General features: G+C 68.4%; 16 protein-coding genes. 7 read left to right on the plus strand and 9 right to left on the minus strand.

Features of this window, described 5'->3' with window-relative positions; translation table 11 throughout:
- Positions 1–32: 32 nt before the first annotated feature.
- The 4 genes from ACIP1U_RS01705 to ACIP1U_RS01720 all read right to left on the minus strand — a co-directional run bounded on the left by ACIP1U_RS01705 (position 33) and on the right by ACIP1U_RS01720 (position 4,284).
- Positions 33–743 carry a DUF899 family protein gene (locus tag ACIP1U_RS01705; RefSeq protein WP_400310920.1) on the minus strand — a complete coding sequence of 237 codons (711 nt, stop codon included), beginning with the start codon at positions 741–743 and terminating at the stop codon, positions 33–35.
- Between the two features lie 144 nt (positions 744–887).
- A complete protein-coding gene (locus tag ACIP1U_RS01710) occupies positions 888–1,583 on the minus strand; it encodes a transglycosylase domain-containing protein (protein WP_400310922.1) in 696 nt (231 codons plus the stop codon).
- An 84-nt stretch (positions 1,584–1,667) separates the two neighbouring features.
- On the minus strand, positions 1,668–2,717 hold the full coding sequence (locus ACIP1U_RS01715) for an Ldh family oxidoreductase (RefSeq protein ID WP_400311736.1): 1,050 nt from the start codon (positions 2,715–2,717) through the stop codon (positions 1,668–1,670).
- Between the two features lie 10 nt (positions 2,718–2,727).
- Positions 2,728–4,284, minus strand: a complete 1,557-nt coding sequence (locus ACIP1U_RS01720; RefSeq protein ID WP_400311738.1) for a DASS family sodium-coupled anion symporter — start codon at positions 4,282–4,284, stop codon at positions 2,728–2,730.
- 73 nt (positions 4,285–4,357) lie between these two features.
- Between ACIP1U_RS01720 and ACIP1U_RS01725 the strand changes: the two genes are divergently transcribed.
- From ACIP1U_RS01725 to ACIP1U_RS01735, 3 genes are all read left to right on the plus strand, one after another.
- On the plus strand, positions 4,358–4,612 hold the full coding sequence (locus tag ACIP1U_RS01725) for a hypothetical protein (RefSeq protein ID WP_400310924.1): 255 nt from the start codon (positions 4,358–4,360) through the stop codon (positions 4,610–4,612).
- Between the two features lie 108 nt (positions 4,613–4,720).
- Complete coding sequence (locus tag ACIP1U_RS01730) at positions 4,721–4,966, plus strand: RNA-binding protein (RefSeq protein ID WP_400311741.1); 246 nt, start codon at positions 4,721–4,723, stop codon at positions 4,964–4,966.
- Between the two features lie 49 nt (positions 4,967–5,015).
- Positions 5,016–5,837 carry a tyrosine-protein phosphatase gene (locus ACIP1U_RS01735; RefSeq protein WP_400310926.1) on the plus strand — a complete coding sequence of 274 codons (822 nt, stop codon included), beginning with the start codon at positions 5,016–5,018 and terminating at the stop codon, positions 5,835–5,837.
- 23 nt (positions 5,838–5,860) lie between these two features.
- On the opposite strand, the gene ACIP1U_RS01740 is transcribed toward ACIP1U_RS01735, so the two are convergent.
- Positions 5,861–7,096, minus strand: a complete 1,236-nt coding sequence (locus tag ACIP1U_RS01740; RefSeq protein WP_400310929.1) for an acetate/propionate family kinase — start codon at positions 7,094–7,096, stop codon at positions 5,861–5,863.
- 45 nt (positions 7,097–7,141) lie between these two features.
- The gene (locus ACIP1U_RS01745) at positions 7,142–8,113 is read right to left on the minus strand and encodes a phosphate acetyltransferase (RefSeq protein ID WP_400310932.1); all 972 of its coding nucleotides are present in this window, start codon (positions 8,111–8,113) and stop codon (positions 7,142–7,144) included.
- A gap of 433 nt (positions 8,114–8,546) precedes the next feature.
- On the opposite strand from ACIP1U_RS01745, the gene ACIP1U_RS01750 reads away from it, so the two are divergent.
- The 4 genes from ACIP1U_RS01750 to ACIP1U_RS01765 all read left to right on the plus strand — a co-directional run bounded on the left by ACIP1U_RS01750 (position 8,547) and on the right by ACIP1U_RS01765 (position 12,861).
- The gene (locus ACIP1U_RS01750; protein WP_400310935.1) at positions 8,547–10,895 is read left to right on the plus strand and encodes a DUF3141 domain-containing protein; all 2,349 of its coding nucleotides are present in this window, start codon (positions 8,547–8,549) and stop codon (positions 10,893–10,895) included.
- Positions 10,896–10,955: 60 nt separating this feature from the next.
- Positions 10,956–11,735 carry an enoyl-ACP reductase FabI gene (fabI, locus tag ACIP1U_RS01755; RefSeq protein ID WP_400310937.1) on the plus strand — a complete coding sequence of 260 codons (780 nt, stop codon included), beginning with the start codon at positions 10,956–10,958 and terminating at the stop codon, positions 11,733–11,735.
- Between the two features lie 5 nt (positions 11,736–11,740).
- Positions 11,741–11,983 carry an RNA recognition motif domain-containing protein gene (locus ACIP1U_RS01760; RefSeq protein WP_400310940.1) on the plus strand — a complete coding sequence of 81 codons (243 nt, stop codon included), beginning with the start codon at positions 11,741–11,743 and terminating at the stop codon, positions 11,981–11,983.
- Positions 11,984–12,066: 83 nt separating this feature from the next.
- The gene (locus ACIP1U_RS01765) at positions 12,067–12,861 is read left to right on the plus strand and encodes a TOBE domain-containing protein (protein ID WP_400310943.1); all 795 of its coding nucleotides are present in this window, start codon (positions 12,067–12,069) and stop codon (positions 12,859–12,861) included.
- A 64-nt stretch (positions 12,862–12,925) separates the two neighbouring features.
- Here ACIP1U_RS01765 and ACIP1U_RS01770 read toward each other — a convergent pair whose 3' ends face one another.
- Genes ACIP1U_RS01770 through modA form a run of 3 tightly spaced genes read right to left on the minus strand, consistent with a single transcriptional unit; the run spans position 12,926 to position 15,181 of the window.
- A complete protein-coding gene (locus tag ACIP1U_RS01770) occupies positions 12,926–13,648 on the minus strand; it encodes an ATP-binding cassette domain-containing protein (protein ID WP_400310946.1) in 723 nt (240 codons plus the stop codon).
- 8 nt (positions 13,649–13,656) lie between these two features.
- Complete coding sequence (gene modB / locus ACIP1U_RS01775; protein WP_400310949.1) at positions 13,657–14,370, minus strand: molybdate ABC transporter permease subunit; 714 nt, start codon at positions 14,368–14,370, stop codon at positions 13,657–13,659.
- Positions 14,371–14,383: 13 nt separating this feature from the next.
- The gene (modA, locus tag ACIP1U_RS01780) at positions 14,384–15,181 is read right to left on the minus strand and encodes a molybdate ABC transporter substrate-binding protein (protein WP_400310951.1); all 798 of its coding nucleotides are present in this window, start codon (positions 15,179–15,181) and stop codon (positions 14,384–14,386) included.
- Between the last annotated feature and the right edge of the window lie 138 nt (positions 15,182–15,319).

The raw sequence follows: 15,319 nt of genomic DNA on the forward strand, positions 1-15,319 counted from the left end.
GGGCAGAGACGAACGACCGCCAGCGCCAGGCGTCAGCTGCTGCTGACGTATTCCAGCTGCGGATACCAGTCGCCGCCGCGGCCGTCCGGCGTGGTGTCCAGCAGCGTCCAGAGCGGGTCCAGGTCCGGCGCGCCGCGCGGATCCTGTCCGGGGTCCGACGTGAGGGCGTACATCTCGCCGCTCCAGAAGTGCCGGATCTTGCCGTCGCGCCGCGTGAAGACCGAGTAGCCGGGCACGTCGCCGTCTTCCGGGCTGACATAGTCGCGCGTGAATGCGCCGTCGAGGTCGGCATAGACCTTCAGCCTGGTCCAGCCTCGTTCCTTCTTCGCCTGCAGCAGGCGTTCGACCGGTGAGCGAGCGATCATTGCCAGCGCCACGCGCTGCTCGATATCCGGCACCTTGTGGTCCCACGATCCCATCAGCGAAGTGCACATCGGGCAGGGACGTTCGCGCTGCGGCCCGAACATGTAGCTGTAGATAATGAGGGTGTCCTTGTCGCCGAACAGGTCTTCCAGCGTCACGGGGCCGTGTTCGCCCTGGAAGGTATAGCGTCTGGTGACTTCGCCGCCGGGCGGCAGCTTGCGGCGTTGCGCGGCGACGCGTTCGATATGCCGCCGCAGCTCTATCTCTTCGGCCAGCAGCGCATTGCGGGCCTTGCGGTACTCGGCACTTTCGTTGGGGAAATGAACAGGATTGCGTTGCGCCAGTTCCGTGGCCGGGGTGAGTGTTGACTTGGCTTCCATGTCGGCCCTCCTTGTCAGGCTAGCGTCTCGGAACAGCCATGCAAGGTGCGCTGCCCGCCACCAGGCGGGCGTCGCGGATGGCATGGCCCGTCATGGTTGGTGCGCGTGCGGCACGGAATCGTTCCCCATGCCGCGCGTCGGGCATCACTTCAGGCGCAAGGGCTCCAGCAGCGCCCCGTCGTATTCGGGATGCGAAATCCTGCCCAGCTCCAGCATGCGCCGCAGGATATAGACCTGCCGCTGCCGCGCCCGGCGCGGATTGGCGACCGGGTTGTTCGCCGAGGGCGCCTTGGGCAGGCCGGCCAGCATCGCGGATTCGGCCAGCGACAGTTGCGCCAGCGGCTTGCCGAAATAGGCCTGCGCCGCATCGGCGAATCCATACGCGCCCTGGCCAAGATAGATCTTGTTCAGGTACAGCTCGAGGATCTCGTCCTTGCTCAGCGCGTCCTCGATACGGTACGACAGCAGCACCTCGTACAGCTTGCGCGTATAGGTCTTGTCGCGCGACAGGTAGAAGTTCCGGGCCACCTGCATGGTGATGGTCGACGCGCCCTGCGACAGGTCGTCCGACAGGTTGGCGACGCCCGCGCGGATCACGCCGACATAGTCGATGCCGTCATGCACGTAGAAGCGCTCGTCCTCGATCGCCACCACGGCGTCGATCAGCTCGCGCGGATAGCGCGACAGCGGCACGTAGTCAGTGGTGCGGCGGAAATCCGTCAGCGCGTCGAGCGAGGGCAGCTGCCGCTGGACGGCGAGGAGGGCAACGGTGGCAAGCAGCGCGCCGCCGACCAGGGCGAGCACCAGCAGCTTGAGGAAAGCGGACCAGAGATTTTTCATGCGGCGTATTGTGCCAGCCGCGGGCGGCGGGGCGCGAGCCCCCGCTGTCCTTTCCCCCTTTTTTGCCGCTGGCGCCGGGGCTTGTCAGCCCTTCGGCACCGGTACGCCTACCGTCTGTGCCAGCTGTTCCAGGTTGCGCCAGATCGCCGGATTGATGTCGAGGGCGTCGGCCGCGCGCTCGCGGTTGGCCGCTTCGAACTCGCCGGGATACTGCACGCGGTCAAAGCCCGGTGCCGTCGGCGTGTCGTGCAGGTATTTGACGAACGCCTCCACCTCGGCGCTTTCCCAGCTCAGGCCGAGGTCCAGCTCGGGATTGACCAGCACCGCGAACATGTTGTTGGTGGCCACGCCGCCACGCGGGTTTTCCGGCTGGATGGTGCCGCCGCCCGACAGCACGCCCGCCAGCAGTTCCGCCACCACGCCCAGCGCATAGCCCTTGTGCAGGCCGAACGGCAGCAGCGCGCCGGGGTCTTCGCCGAACATGGTCGAGGCGTCGGTGGTGGGATTGCCTTCGGCATCGATCATGCTGTTCTCGGGCGCGGCTTCGCCTTTCTCCGCCAGCACGCGTGCCTTGTTGATGGCGATCGCGCTGGTGGCCATGTCGACCACGATCGGCGGGCGGCCGTTCGGCATGGGGCCGGCGAAACACAGCGGATTGGTGGTCAGGCGCGCGACGCGGCCGCCGTACGGTGCCACTACCGGCGGGCGGTTGGTCACGTTGGTAAAGCTCAGCAGCACGAAGCCCGCCGCTGCCACCAGCTCGCCGTAGTGCCCCATGCGGCCCAGGTGGTGCGAGTGGCGCAGCGTGACGATGCAGTGGCCGTGCTCGCGCACGCGCTCGATGGCGGCCTGCATCACGGCCTTGCCCACGTGCTGGCCGAAGCCGCGGTGGCCATCGAACACCATCAGCGTACCCCGGTCCAGCGCGCAGGTGGCGCGGCCTTCGCGGTTGACATTGTCGGTCTCGATCGCCTTGCGGTAGCTCGGCAGGATCGAGATGCCGTGGCTGGCGTAGCCGCAGCGGTCGGCTTCGACCAGGTGCTCGGCGACGTCGTCGGCGATGTCCCCGGGTACGGACTGCGCCACCAGCAGGTCGCGCGCAAAACGGCGCGCGGAATCGAGGGAGAGTTTCATCATGGCCTCCTCACACCCAGCCCAGCCAGCGCCAGTACGTGGCCGCGAACAGCAGCATCAGGCCATAGCCGACGATGGTGACCGGGATGCCGATGCGCGCGAACTGGCGGCCGTTGAAGGTCTCGGTGCCCAGGCACACCATGTTCTGCGGCGCGTTGATCGGCAGGATAAAGCCGAAGCTCACGGTAAAGCCCAGCAGCATGGTCAGGCCGACGCGGTTGATGTCGCCGGGCAAGGTCTGCAGCACCGAGATCAGGATCGGCAGCAGCGCCGCGGTCAGCGCGGTGGCGCTGGCAAAGCCAAGGTGGATCAGGATCAGGAACGCCGCCAGGATCGCGAACACCATCACCGCGCCCTGCGTGGCCAGGCCCGAATGCGTCACCACGAACTCGCCCAGCCACTGGCCGGCCTTGGTGGACAGCAGCGCCGTGCCCAGGCTGATGCCGACGCCGAACACAATCAGCGTGCCCCACGGCGTGCGCTGCTGCATGGTCTTCCAGTCCATCACGCCGATGCGCGGCAGCATCAGGATCACCAGGCCCACGAAGGTTACGGTGGCGGTATCGAAGCTGTGCAGCTTGCCTTCAGTGGCCCAGAACAGCAGCAGACCGATCGACACCGCAGCCAGCCGCTTCTGCGGGCCGGTCATCGGGCCCAGGCCGGACAGCTCGCGCTGCACCGCTTCCTTGCCGCCGGGAATGGCTTCGGTCTCGGGCGGCAGCAGCCAGCGCACCAGGAAGTAAAGCACCACCGACATGACGATCGCCCACGGCGCGCCCGCGATCAGCCATTGCAGCCAGGTGATCCGCTCACCGAGCAGCTTGTCCATGAAGCCCACCGTCAGCAGGTTCTGCGCGGCGGCGGTCTGGATGCCGACGTTCCAGATGCTGGTGGCCTGCGCCACCGTGATCATGATGCCGGCGGCGATATTGGATTTCTTGTCGACGCCGAACGCGGCGATCACGCCCATCATGATCGGCACCACGCAGGCGCTGCGCGCGGTGGCGCTCGGCACCACCAGGCTCAGGGCGATGGTGACGGCGATCGTGCCGATCAGGATGCGGCGCGTGCTGGTGCCGATGGCCGACAGCGTCACCAGCGCGATGCGCCGGTCCAGCCCGGTCACGGTCATCGCCGCGGAGATGAACAGTGCCGCGGCCACCAGCGCCAGCGCGGTGTTGGAGAAGCCGGCCAGCGCCATGCCCAGCGCCCGGGAGGTGCCGTACTGCACGCTGGGGTCGTTGACCGTCGGCGCGAAGCCGATCAGGCCCGCCATCAGCGAGGTGATCATGATCGCGCTGGCCTCGTACGAGACTGCCTCGGTGATCCACACCACGATGGCGAACGCAAGGATGGCCAGCATGCGCTGGCCGGCAATGGTCAGGCCTTCGGGCTGCGGGATCGCGAGTACGCCGAGCAGCACGGCGACGGCGACGAACAGGCCCCAGTGCAGCGCCATTTTGGGCGCGGCGGCGCTGGCGGTTGCAGCGGTGGCCGCGGCCGTGGGCGGAGCGGGTGAGGCAGAGGAGGCACCGGAAGCAGGTGAAGCGGGAGAGGTATCGGGCATCGCCGTCATCCTTTTCATTGAGAATCCTGGTCGGATATGTCGACAAGGCGCTCGACCCGGTGCTCGACACGGCGTGCTGGCGATCGGTGCGGCGAGCCGGCAACTGCGCCGGCGAGAGCATTGTCGGTCGCGAGGCGGCATCCGCGTCGGGCTTGCTCTGGCGGCCGGGCTTCTGGCCTGGGCCGCCGCGTTCGACATGATCGGAATTGTCCGAGCCGGCAGGGGCGATGTCGAGGTTTCCAAGCGCCTCATTGCGCCGACAATGATTCAGATCAAGTTTTGCTTCGGACGACGGATTCTTGCGGCGGAATTTGTATCCCATCTGTAAAGGCAGGCGCCACAAGGCCTGGCGGTCGATGCGGCGCTGGCGCCGCCACACACCCCTCCAGCCAGGTGATGCATGCGTCGGGGTGATCTGAAATAATTGGGGCCAATGATGAAGGTTTTAGTACGTGGGCTGAAGGCAGGACTCAGCGCAGCGGCGCTGCGCAAGGCACTGGCGCAATACGCCAGCATCCGCTCGGTCGAGCTGGTCGAGGCCGGCGACCCGAGGCACCCGTGGGCTTGGGTCGATATTGACGCCAGTGCGCTCGCGGTGTGGAAGCTGGTGGCGCGGCTGGATCAGCGCTATATCGCAGGCTGCCACCTGCGCTGGCATGTGCCGGCGTATCGCGGCCGCTGACTTTGGCCGCTGCCAGGTCCGCATCGACAAGAACAGTCAGGGAGCAACAATGAACAAGTGGTTCCGATGGGCGTTTCCGCATGACCATGCGATCGTGCCGCCAGGGCCGGCGGCACTGGACAGCGCGGCGGGCAACACGGCACTGGTATTCGACACCATCAGCAACGCGCGTGATCTTGGCGGCCTGCGCGGCGCCTCCGGACGCCGTGTGCGCAGCGGCCGGCTATATCGCAGCGGCAACCCGGCGCTGGCCAGCATGGCCGACCTGGACCGGCTGCATGCGCTCGGTCTCGACATCGTGGTCGATTTCCGTTCTCCCGGCGAGAAGTCGCCGGACGAGGCCGGCTTCGGTGCGCGCTTCAACTGGATGGCGGTGCCGGTGCTGGACGGCAGCATGGCGATGGACGTGCTGATGCCGCGCCTGCTCGCCAGCACGCCGGCGCAGATCGACGGCTTCATGCTGGAGGTCTACCGCGATTTCCCGGTGCGCTACCGCGACGCCTTTGGCGGCTTCATGCAAACCGCGCAGCAGGGCAAGACGCTGCTGTTCCACTGCACCGCGGGCAAGGACCGCACCGGCTTTGCGTCGCTGCTGCTGCTGTCGGCGCTGGGCGTGGCGCAGGACGATATCCTCGCCAACTACCTGGAATCGAACCAGCGCAATGCCGGCTTCAACGAGACCGCTCTGGCGCGCATGGCGCAGCTGGGCGTGAGCGCCGAGGCCATGATGCCGCTGCTTGAAGTCCGTGCCAGCTATCTCGATGCTTCGCTGCAGGCGATCGAGCAGGGTTGGGGCAGCGTCGACAACTACCTGAGCGACGCGCTCGCCGTCGACGTTGCGCGGCTGCGCGCGCACTATCTCGAAGACTGACGCGCCGCGTCGCTGTTAAAGCATTAAAGCCGCCCGCATTCGCGCAGGATGCGGGCGGTGCTCAGCGCGATCATGCCTTCTTCATCGGTCGGCAGCACCAGTACCGGCACGCGGCTGTCGTTGCTGCTGATGCGCTGGCCGTTTTCGCCATTGGCGCCGCTGTCCAGCGCAATGCCGAACAGCCCCGCCAGGTGTTCGCAGATGCGCGCGCGCACCGGCGGCGAGTTGGCGCCGATGCCCGCGGTGAAAACCAGCGCATCGAGCCCGCCCAGCGTGGTCGCCAGCTTGCCGATTTCCTGCGCGGCGCGGTAGGCGTAGAAGTCCACCGCCAGCCTGGCGCGCGGCGCGTCGCTGGCCAGCAGCGCGCGCATGTCGCTGCTGACGCCGGACAACCCCTTCAGCCCGGACTCGCCATACAGCATCGACTGGATCTCGGCCGGCTGCATGCCCTGCTGCGCCAGCCACAGCAGCGCGCCCGGATCGACCGAGCCGCAGCGCGTGCCCATCGGCAGGCCATCGAGCGCGGTCAGGCCCATGGTGCTTTCCACGCTGCGTCCGTCGCGCATCGCGCACAGGCTGGCGCCGTTGCCAAGGTGCGCCACGATCACGCGGCCTTCGGCCAGGTCGGGCGCGACCTGCCGCAGCCGGCGTGCGATGTACTCGTACGACAGCCCGTGGAAGCCGTAGCGGCGGATGCCACGCTCGTAGTAGGAGTACGGCAACGCCATCAGCTGCGCCAGCATGTCATGGCCGGCGTGGAAGGCGGTGTCGAAGCAGGCCACCTGCAGCAGGTCAGGAATGGCTTCGCGCACGGCGCGGATCGCGGTCAGGTTATGCGGCTGGTGCAGCGGCGCCAGCGGCACCAGCGCCTCCAGCCTGGCGATCACGTCGTCGTCGATGCGCACGGCCTGCGCGAAGTCGGCGCCGCCATGCACCACGCGATGGCCGATCGCCACCGGCGGGTTGTCGCGCAGCCCGACGCTGAGCACCAGCCGCACCAGCCGGAAGGCGGCGTCGTGGTCGGCCACCTGCGCCTGCGGGAAGGTCTCGTCGGCGACCACGCGGCCGTCGGCCATGCGCGCGGACAGGCGCGGCGCCACGCCGATGCCTTCGATCTGGCCATGCGCGCTCAGCACCGGGTTGATGTCGGCATTGCCGTGGGCGGCTTCGGGCACGGCATAGACCGAGACCTTGACGCTGGACGAGCCGGCGTTGACGACGAGGATGACGGGGTGCACGGCAGGCTGGATGGCGGTCACGCTGGTCTGGCTCCCGGGTTGTGATGCGACGCTGGACGGCGGGCGCTACACCTGCGCCGCGGCTTCGGCGGTGCGGCGCGCATGCGCCAGCAGGACCGCGATGGCGCAGCTGCCGATGCGCGCGCGCACGCTGTCGGCGCGGCTGGTCAGGATGATCGGCACGCGCGCGCCGAGCACGATGCCGGCGGCTTCGGCACCGGCCAGGAAAGTGAGCTGTTTGGCCAGCATATTGCCGGCTTCCAGGTCGGGCACCAGCAGGATGTCGGGATCGCCCGCCACCTCGGAGTCGATGCCCTTGGTGACGGCGGCCTCGCGGCTGATGGCGTTGTCGAAGGCGAGCGGGCCATCGAGCAGGCCGTTGGTGATCTGCCCGCGGCGCGACATGGTGCACAGCGCGGCGGCGTCGATGGTCGAGGGAATCTTGTCGGTGACGGTTTCCACCGCGGACAGGATCGCCACCTTGGGCCGCTCCACGCCCAGCACGCGCACCAGGTCGATGGCGTTGCGGCAGATATCCGCCTTTTCGTTGAGCGTGGGGAAGATGTTGACCGCGGCGTCGGTGATGAACAGCGGCTTGTGGTAGCGCGGCACGTCCATCGCGAACACATGGGACAGCCGCCGGCCGGTGCGCAAGCCACTGGCCGAGCTGGTGACTTCGTGCAGCAGTTCGTCGGTATGCAGGCTGCCCTTCATCAGCAACTCGGCATCGCCGGCACGCACCGCTTCGACCGCGCGCGCGGCGGAGGCGTGGCTGTGCGGAGCGTCGATGATCACGGTGTCGCGCAGCGCCATGCCCTGCTCGGCGGCGACCTGGCGGATGCGCGCCGCGGGGCCGACCAGGATCGGCACGATCAGGCCGAGTTCTGCGGCCTGCAGTGCACCGCCCAGCGACGAGGGGTCGCACGGGTGCGCCACCGCGGTCGGGATCGGCGCCAGTCCCGCGCAGCGCGCGAGCAGGGCGGCGTACTTGTCCGGCGCCTCGGCGGCGGGCGCGGCAAGTCCGGACATGGCAGACATGGCAGACGTGGCAGACATGGCAGACGTGGCAGACGTGGCAGACGTGGCGGACGTGGCGGACGTGGCGGACGTGGCGGACGTGGCGGACGGGGCAACAGTCATGGCGAATGGCGATGTTCCGAGGGCAAGGCAGCTAGGCAAAACAGGCATGGCCATGGTCGGTCAGGCCCGGCCCGCACCGGTTGCGCGGCGTCAGGAATGCTGCGTCGCGCAAGCGCACCGGCCAGTATAGGCCACGATTCCGACAGCGGGATGACGGTCGCCAACCGGCAAGCCGGCATCCGGCAGATGGTAGCCGTCGTTACACCATCGACGCCTTGCACCACGCCACGCCGGCTGCTAGGCTTTACTTTGGTTGCAATGCAGCATGCGCCACGCCGGCCTGCGCCGCCAGCGCGCAACGCCCGCATGCGGCGCCAACAGGGGAAGTGGAATGACCACACGCATACCCGCCGCTCCGTCTGAGCGTGGCACCGACCCCGCCACGCCACCGTCAGACGGCGGCGCCAACCCGTTCGCGGCGCCGGGCCAGCCGGCGCTGGAATACCTCGCCGATGCCTGGCAGCGTGACGTGCTGCTGCTCGATATCCTGCGCCAACGCGGCAACGAGTCCTCCGAACATGAGCGCGAAGGCATGCCCGCCGTGCTGGTGTTCGAGCATGAGCTGCTTGCCGACGGACGCGAGCTGTCCGAGCCCGTCAACTACGCACTGCTGCGGATCCTGCCGCCCGCCGACACCCCTACCGACCCAACCAAGCGCGCCTTCGTGGTGATCGACCCGCGCGCGGGCCACGGTCCGGGCATCGGCGGATTCAAGGCCGACAGCGAGATCGGCATCGCGCTGCGCACCGGACACCCGTGCTACTTCATCATCTTCTACCAGGAGCCGTGCCCAGGGCAGACCATTGAATCGGTCGCGCGTGCCGAGGGGCATTTCCTGCGGCTCGTCAACGAACGCCATCCCGACGCGCCGGGCAAGCCCTTTATCGTCGGCAACTGCCAGGCCGGCTGGGCGCTGATGATCCTGGCCGCGGTGGCGCCGGAGCGCTGCGGGCCGCTGCTGGTCGCCGGCGCGCCGCTGGCCTATTGGTCCGGCGTGCGCGGGCGCAACCCCATGCGCTACAGCGGCGGGCTGCTGGGCGGCTCGTGGCTGGCGTCGCTGACCGCCGACATGGGCAACGGGCGCTTCGACGGCGCCTGGCTGGTGCAGAACTTCGAGAAGCTAAATCCCGCCAATACGCTGTGGAAAAAGCTCTACGACGTCTACGCCAAGGCCGATACCGAGGGCCCGCGCTTCCTGGAATTCGAGCGCTGGTGGGGCGGCCACTTCCTGATGAACCGGGAAGAGATCGACTGGATCGTGCAGAACCTGTTCGTCGGCAACCGCCTGACCGCGGGGCAGGTGCGCAGCAGCGACGGCAAGACCGTGGTTGACCTGCGCAACGTGCGCTCGCCGGTGATCGTGTTCGCATCGTGGGGGGACAACATCACGCCGCCGCAGCAGGCGCTGAACTGGATTCCCGACCTGTATCCCACCGACGAAGAGCTGGTGGCCAACGACCAGGTCATCGTCTATTGCCTGCATCCGAGCGTCGGCCACCTCGGCATCTTTGTGTCGGCCGGGGTCGCCAACCGCGAGCACAGCGAACTGTTCTGCGCGCTGGACCTGATCGACGTGCTGCCGCCGGGCTTGTACGAGGCCAGGATCGAGGACATCGCGCCGGACATGCCGCACCGCGACCTTGTCGAAGGGCGCTACCTGGTGCGCTTCGAGCGCCGCAGCGTGACCGATATCCTGGCGCTGGACGACGGGCGCGAGGACGAGCGCGCCTTCGAGGTGGTGCGCCGCGTCGCCGAAGTCAACCAGCACCTGTATGACACCTTCGTCTCGCCGTGGGTACGCGCGATGTCGAACGAACTCAGCGCGCAATGGATGCGCAACATGCATCCCGCGCGGCTGGAGCGGTCGCTGGCCACCGACATGAATCCATGGATGGCGTGGATCGGCGCGTTCGCGCCGATGGTGCGCGCGCACCGCACGCCGGTGTCGGCGGACAATCCTTTCCTGGCGATGGAGAAGGCTGTATCGGCACAGATCGTCAGCGCGCTGGACCAGTTCCGCGACGTGCGCGACGCCTGGTACGAGCAGACCTTCGAAGCCATCTACAACTCGCCGGCGATGGCCGCTCTGGTGGGGCTGCAGGCACAGGCACCGGCCAATACCGAATCGCCGGTCACGCAGGCATTGCGCAAGGAACTGGCCGCGCGCCGGCTGCGCGATGCCGAGGCCGCGATCGAGCAGGGCGGCAAGCTGGAGGCCTTCGTGCGCGTGCTGGCCTACGTGGCTGACCACCCGGGTTCGATCGAGGAGCGGCCCTTCAACCTGCTGCGCCGGTTCGCGCGCGAGCAGCCCGAGGCGGCCGGGCATGTGAACCTGGCCACGTTCAAGCAGGCGGTGCGCCAGCAGACCTTCATCGTGCAGCGCTATCCGCGGCATGCGGTGCAGGCGCTGCCGGCGCTGGTGCCGGACCACGACACGCGTCGCCGGCTGATGATCGCGGTGCACAAGGTCATGACACTGGATCGTCCGCTTGAAGGCGAGCGGCTGGAGCGCTACCGCGAAGTCACCGAGGTGATGGGCACGCGCCACCTGCCGCGATCCGCCGAAGGCAACGGCGAAGCCGTCGCGGGCAGCGAGGCGCCCGAGTCTGCCGACGCCGCAGGCAAGCCGGCATCGCGCGCGTCGGCGCAGCGCAAGGCAGCGCCGCGGCCGGATAGCTGATTGGTGCGCTGAGCCGCTCGTTTCAGCAGTCCAGCTTGAGGTCTTCCGCCGGAGGCATCGATGGTCAACGTATCCAACCCGCCGCTCGCCGGTGCCCGCGTGCTGGTGGCCGGCGTCGCCAATGCCGGCTCGATCGCGTGGGGCTGCGCCAAGGCCTTCCACGAGCTCGGCGCGCAGGTCGCCATGACGTACCTGAACGACAAGGCTTATCCGCACGTCGCGCCGCTGGCCGAGGCGGTGCAGGCGCCGATCCTGATGCCGCTGAACGTGGAAGACCCCGAGCAGATGCGCGCACTGTTCGCACGCATCGAAGCGGTATGGGGCGGGCTCGATGCGGTGGTCCACTCGATCGCCTTCGCGCCGAAGGAAGACCTGCAGGGCGGATTGCTCAATGCCTCCGCCGAAGGCTTCGCGCGCGCCATGGATGTTTCCTGCCATTCGTTCATCCGCATGGCACGGCTGGCCGCGCCGCTGATGCGCAACGGCGGCACGCTGTTCGCGATGAGCTATGAAGGCGCCAACCGCGTGGTGCCCAACTATGACCTGATGGGGCCGGTCAAGGCGGCGCTGGAAGCGAGCTGCCGGTACCTGGCGCATGAACTGGGGCCGCGGGGCATTCGCGTGCATGCGATCTCGCCCGGGCCGCTGAAGACGCGCGCGGCGTCGGGGCTGAAGGACTTCGACCAGCTGCTGGCCGATGCCGCCGGGCGCGCCCCGCTGGGCGAGGTGGTCGACATCATGGACGTCGGCTTTGCCACGGCCTACCTGGCCACGCCGTATGCGCGGCGGATCTCGGGCAATACGGTGTACGTAGATGGCGGCGTGCACATCATGGCGTAGCAAGCATGCATATACTGATCCGGGGCCTGCCCCGCGATGTCACCGAAGGCATGCTGCAGGACGAGCTCGACGGCTACGCGCCAGTCAGGTCCGTGGAGATCGTGCGCAATGGCGATCCGGATCGCCCGTGGGCATGGGTTGATCTCGACGTCGACCGGTTCGCGGCGTGGCGCTTGCTGCAACAGTTCGACCGCCAGTCCTTCCACGGCAGCGTGATGCGCTGGTATATCCCCATGCACCAGGAATGAATGGCCGGGAAAGGGATTAGAAAGGGATTACCATAGCCGCGTTTGCCACTCTGTCACGGCACCGGCCGCGGTGCCTCTCACCCATGCTTGAACTCCAGGGAGCCATCTGGTTCCGCTCCGGCTCGCAAGACTGGGGCGGCAAGGACCGCATCGCGTTGCTTGCCGCCATCGGGGAGCACGGCTCGATCACCGCGGCCGCGCGCGCGGTCGGCATCAGCTACAAGGCCGCGTGGGACGCCATCGACCTGATGAACAACAGCGCCGGCGAAGCGCTGGTGGTGCGCGCCGCCGGCGGCAAGGGCGGCGGCGGCACGCGCCTGACCGCGCGCGGCGAGCAGTTGATCCGCACCTACCGCGCGCTCGAGGACGAGCACCGGCGCTTTGTCGCGCAGCTGTCGCGGCTGGGCGAGGGCGCGGCTGACGATATCCACCTGATGAGGCGAATGATGATCAAGACCAGTGCGCGCAACAAGCTGTTCGGGCACGTCGCCAGTGTGCGCGGCGGCGCGGTCAACGACGAGGTGGTGCTGGCGCTGCCGGGCGGCCAGCAGATCGTGGCGACGATCACGCATGAAAGCGTCGAGACGCTGGAGCTGGCTTCCGGCGTGGAAGCGTTTGCGCTGATCAAGGCGTCCTCGGTGCTGGTGGGCCTGCCTGACCCGGGCGTGCGGCTGTCGGCGCGCAACCAGCTGCCGGGCGTGGTGTCGCGCGTGATGCCGGGTGCGGTCAATGCCGAGGTGGTGATCGAGCTGGATGGTGGCGGCACGATCGCGGCGATCGTTACCAATGGCAGTGTGGAGACGCTGGGGCTTGCCGTGGGCGTGCCGGCCATGGCGGTGTTCAAGGCGTCCAGCGTGATCCTGGGGGTGGTGGGGTGAGGGTGGTCGTCTGATGTGCTGCCGCCACCAATGGCGAGGGCGGGCGCGTGCGCAAGCTGCGTGCTCAGGCCACGCGCGCTGACACCGGCGCGTAGACCGGCGGATGGTGGCGGCCGGTGCCGCTGCCGAAGATGCGGCCTTCGCGGATTTCCAGCACGTGGTCGCCCAGCGCTTCCACATCGGCGGGATCGTGCGAGATCACCAGCATCGGCACCTCCAGGCTTGCCTGCAGCGTGCGCAGCTCGGCGCGCATGCGCGCGCGCAGCGCGGGATCGAGCGCCGAGAACGGTTCGTCGAGCAGGACGATATCCGGCTGCGCCACCAGCGCGCGCGCCAGCGCCACGCGCTGCTTCTGGCCGCCGGAAATCTCCGCGGGATAGTTGCCGACGATCTCGTCCAGCCCGAAGGCATCGATCCAGCGCCGGGCTTCCGGCGGGATCGCGCCGCGGCGCGGGTTGCGCCAGCCGCGCGCCAGCCCGAAGGCGATGTTCTGGCCCACGGTCAGGTGCGGGAACAGCGCGTATTCCTGGAACAGGTAGGCCACCCGGCGCTGCTGCGGGCGGACGTCGATGCCTGCTTCGCTGTCGAACAGCGTGCGCCCGTTCAGCACGATGCGCCCGCTGTCGGGCGCGAGCAGGCCGGCGATGGCGCGCAGCGTCAGGCTCTTGCCGGCGCCCGACGGCCCAAACAGCGCGATGCGTCGGCTGGCGGAATCGAAGTCGATGTCGAGCGCAAACTGCCGGTCGGCCGACACCATCTGCTTGCGGATGCTGACATGCATGCCCATGGCGTTTCTCACCGTACCGCACGCGGGCGCAGGCGCCGGCGTTCATAGAGTTCGGCGGGATTGCGCGCGGCGGCGGGCACCAGCCGCCCGGCGACCACCAGCAGCAGCACACACGTGACCGAGGTCACCAGCACCAGCAGGTTGGCGGTGTTGTCGTCGCCGGCCTGCACGGCCTCGTAGATCGCCACCGACAGCGTCTGCGTGCGCCCGGGCAGGTTGCCGGCGATCATCAGCGTGGCGCCGAACTCGCCCAGCGCCCGCGCGAATGCCAGCAGCACGCCGGCGATGATGCCGCGTGCGGCCAGCGGCAGCGTCACGCGGAAGAAGATGCCGGATTCGGAAACGCCCAGCACGCGCGCGGCGTTCTCGAGCTGGTGGTCGACGCCTTCAAATGCCGCGCGCGCGGACTTGAGCACCAGCGGGAAGGCGACGATGGTCGAGGCCAGTACGGCACCCTGCCAGGTAAAGACCAGTTCGATGCCGAGGCTGGACAGCCACTCGCCAAAGACGCCACGCCGGCCCACCAGCACCAGGAGGTAGTAGCCGAGCACGGTGGGCGGCAGCACCAGCGGCAGCGTCAGCACCGCGTCGACCACGTCGCGCAGCGGCGAGCGCCAGCGCGCCAGCGCCCACGCCGCGCCGACGCCGAGCACGGCGTTCAGCGCGGTGGCCCAGCCCGCGACCTTCAGCGACAACAGCAGCGGTACCCAGACGGCATCCATGGCGTGGCGGAAATCAGGGCTTCCGGAAGCCGTAGCGCGACAGGATCGCCTGGCCCTCCGGCGACGCCACGAAGTCGACGAACTGCGCCGCTTCCTTCTGCTGGCGCGTCTGGCTGGTGATGGCGATCGGGTAGGTTACCGGGGTGCGGCTCGGCACGCGCACGGCCACCTTGACCTTGTCCGGCATCGCCGTGGCATCGGTGGCAAAGACGAAGCCGGCCTCGACCTCGCCGCGCGCCACGTAGTCCAGGCTCTGGCGCACGTTCTGCGCCGGCACGCCCTTGGCGGCAACCGCGTCCCACAGCCCGGCGGCTTCCAGCGCGCCGCGGGTGTAGCGGCCCACCGGCACCGAAGCCGGGTTGCCGTAAGCGATGCGCTTCACTTCCGGGCGGGTCAGGTCCTGCAGCGAGACGATATTCAGCTTGCTGTCCGACGGCACGATCAGCACCACCTCGTTGGCGGCGAAGTTGCGGCGCGAGGCGGACGCGACCACCTTTTCGGCCTCGGCCTTGTTCATGGCTTCCTGGTCGGCCGAGGCGAACACATCGGCCGGCGCGCCTTTGACGATCTGCTGCATCAGCACGTCGGACGCGCCGAAGTTCAGCACCACCTTGGTCCCGGGATGGGCGCGCTCGAACGACTCGGCCAGCGACTTGAAGGCGTTGGTCAGGCTGGCTGCCGCGGAAACCACCAGGTCCGCGCCGAAGGCCGGCCCAGCGGGCAGGGCCAGCGCCAGGGCGGCGAGCATGGCACCGGCGGCGCCGGCAAGAACGGAGCGGCGCCCGGTGCGGGCGGAGCGGAACACAGGCATGGAGATCCTCGGCGGAGCGGCCAGGCAAGGCCTGGCGCTGGTCTGGATGGACAGTCAGGCGCAATATACGTCTGTATATAGCGATGCGTCAATGATGCGCCATGACCACCGGCATGGGTATTCGGGCAGGCATAAGTG

The sequence above is a fragment of the Cupriavidus sp. NPDC089707 genome, from assembly GCF_044748965.1.
Classification (GTDB): domain Bacteria; phylum Pseudomonadota; class Gammaproteobacteria; order Burkholderiales; family Burkholderiaceae; genus Cupriavidus.

Excerpts from the sequence above, each read along its gene's own strand:
- ACIP1U_RS01705 (WP_400310920.1), bottom strand. The coding sequence starts at position 743 with ATGGAAGCCAAGTCAACACTCACCCCGGCCACGGAACTGGCGCAACGC.
- ACIP1U_RS01710 (WP_400310922.1), bottom strand. The coding sequence starts at position 1,583 with ATGAAAAATCTCTGGTCCGCTTTCCTCAAGCTGCTGGTGCTCGCCCTG.
- ACIP1U_RS01715 (WP_400311736.1), bottom strand. The coding sequence starts at position 2,717 with ATGAAACTCTCCCTCGATTCCGCGCGCCGTTTTGCGCGCGACCTGCTG.
- ACIP1U_RS01720 (WP_400311738.1), bottom strand. The coding sequence starts at position 4,284 with ATGCCCGATACCTCTCCCGCTTCACCTGCTTCCGGTGCCTCCTCTGCC.
- ACIP1U_RS01730 (WP_400311741.1), top strand. The coding sequence starts at position 4,721 with ATGAAGGTTTTAGTACGTGGGCTGAAGGCAGGACTCAGCGCAGCGGCG.
- ACIP1U_RS01735 (WP_400310926.1), top strand. The coding sequence starts at position 5,016 with ATGAACAAGTGGTTCCGATGGGCGTTTCCGCATGACCATGCGATCGTG.
- ACIP1U_RS01745 (WP_400310932.1), bottom strand. The coding sequence starts at position 8,113 with ATGTCTGCCATGTCCGGACTTGCCGCGCCCGCCGCCGAGGCGCCGGAC.
- ACIP1U_RS01750 (WP_400310935.1), top strand. The coding sequence starts at position 8,547 with ATGACCACACGCATACCCGCCGCTCCGTCTGAGCGTGGCACCGACCCC.
- fabI (WP_400310937.1), top strand. The coding sequence starts at position 10,956 with ATGGTCAACGTATCCAACCCGCCGCTCGCCGGTGCCCGCGTGCTGGTG.
- ACIP1U_RS01760 (WP_400310940.1), top strand. The coding sequence starts at position 11,741 with ATGCATATACTGATCCGGGGCCTGCCCCGCGATGTCACCGAAGGCATG.
- ACIP1U_RS01765 (WP_400310943.1), top strand. The coding sequence starts at position 12,067 with ATGCTTGAACTCCAGGGAGCCATCTGGTTCCGCTCCGGCTCGCAAGAC.
- ACIP1U_RS01770 (WP_400310946.1), bottom strand. The coding sequence starts at position 13,648 with ATGGGCATGCATGTCAGCATCCGCAAGCAGATGGTGTCGGCCGACCGG.
- modB (WP_400310949.1), bottom strand. The coding sequence starts at position 14,370 with ATGGATGCCGTCTGGGTACCGCTGCTGTTGTCGCTGAAGGTCGCGGGC.
- modA (WP_400310951.1), bottom strand. The coding sequence starts at position 15,181 with ATGCCTGTGTTCCGCTCCGCCCGCACCGGGCGCCGCTCCGTTCTTGCC.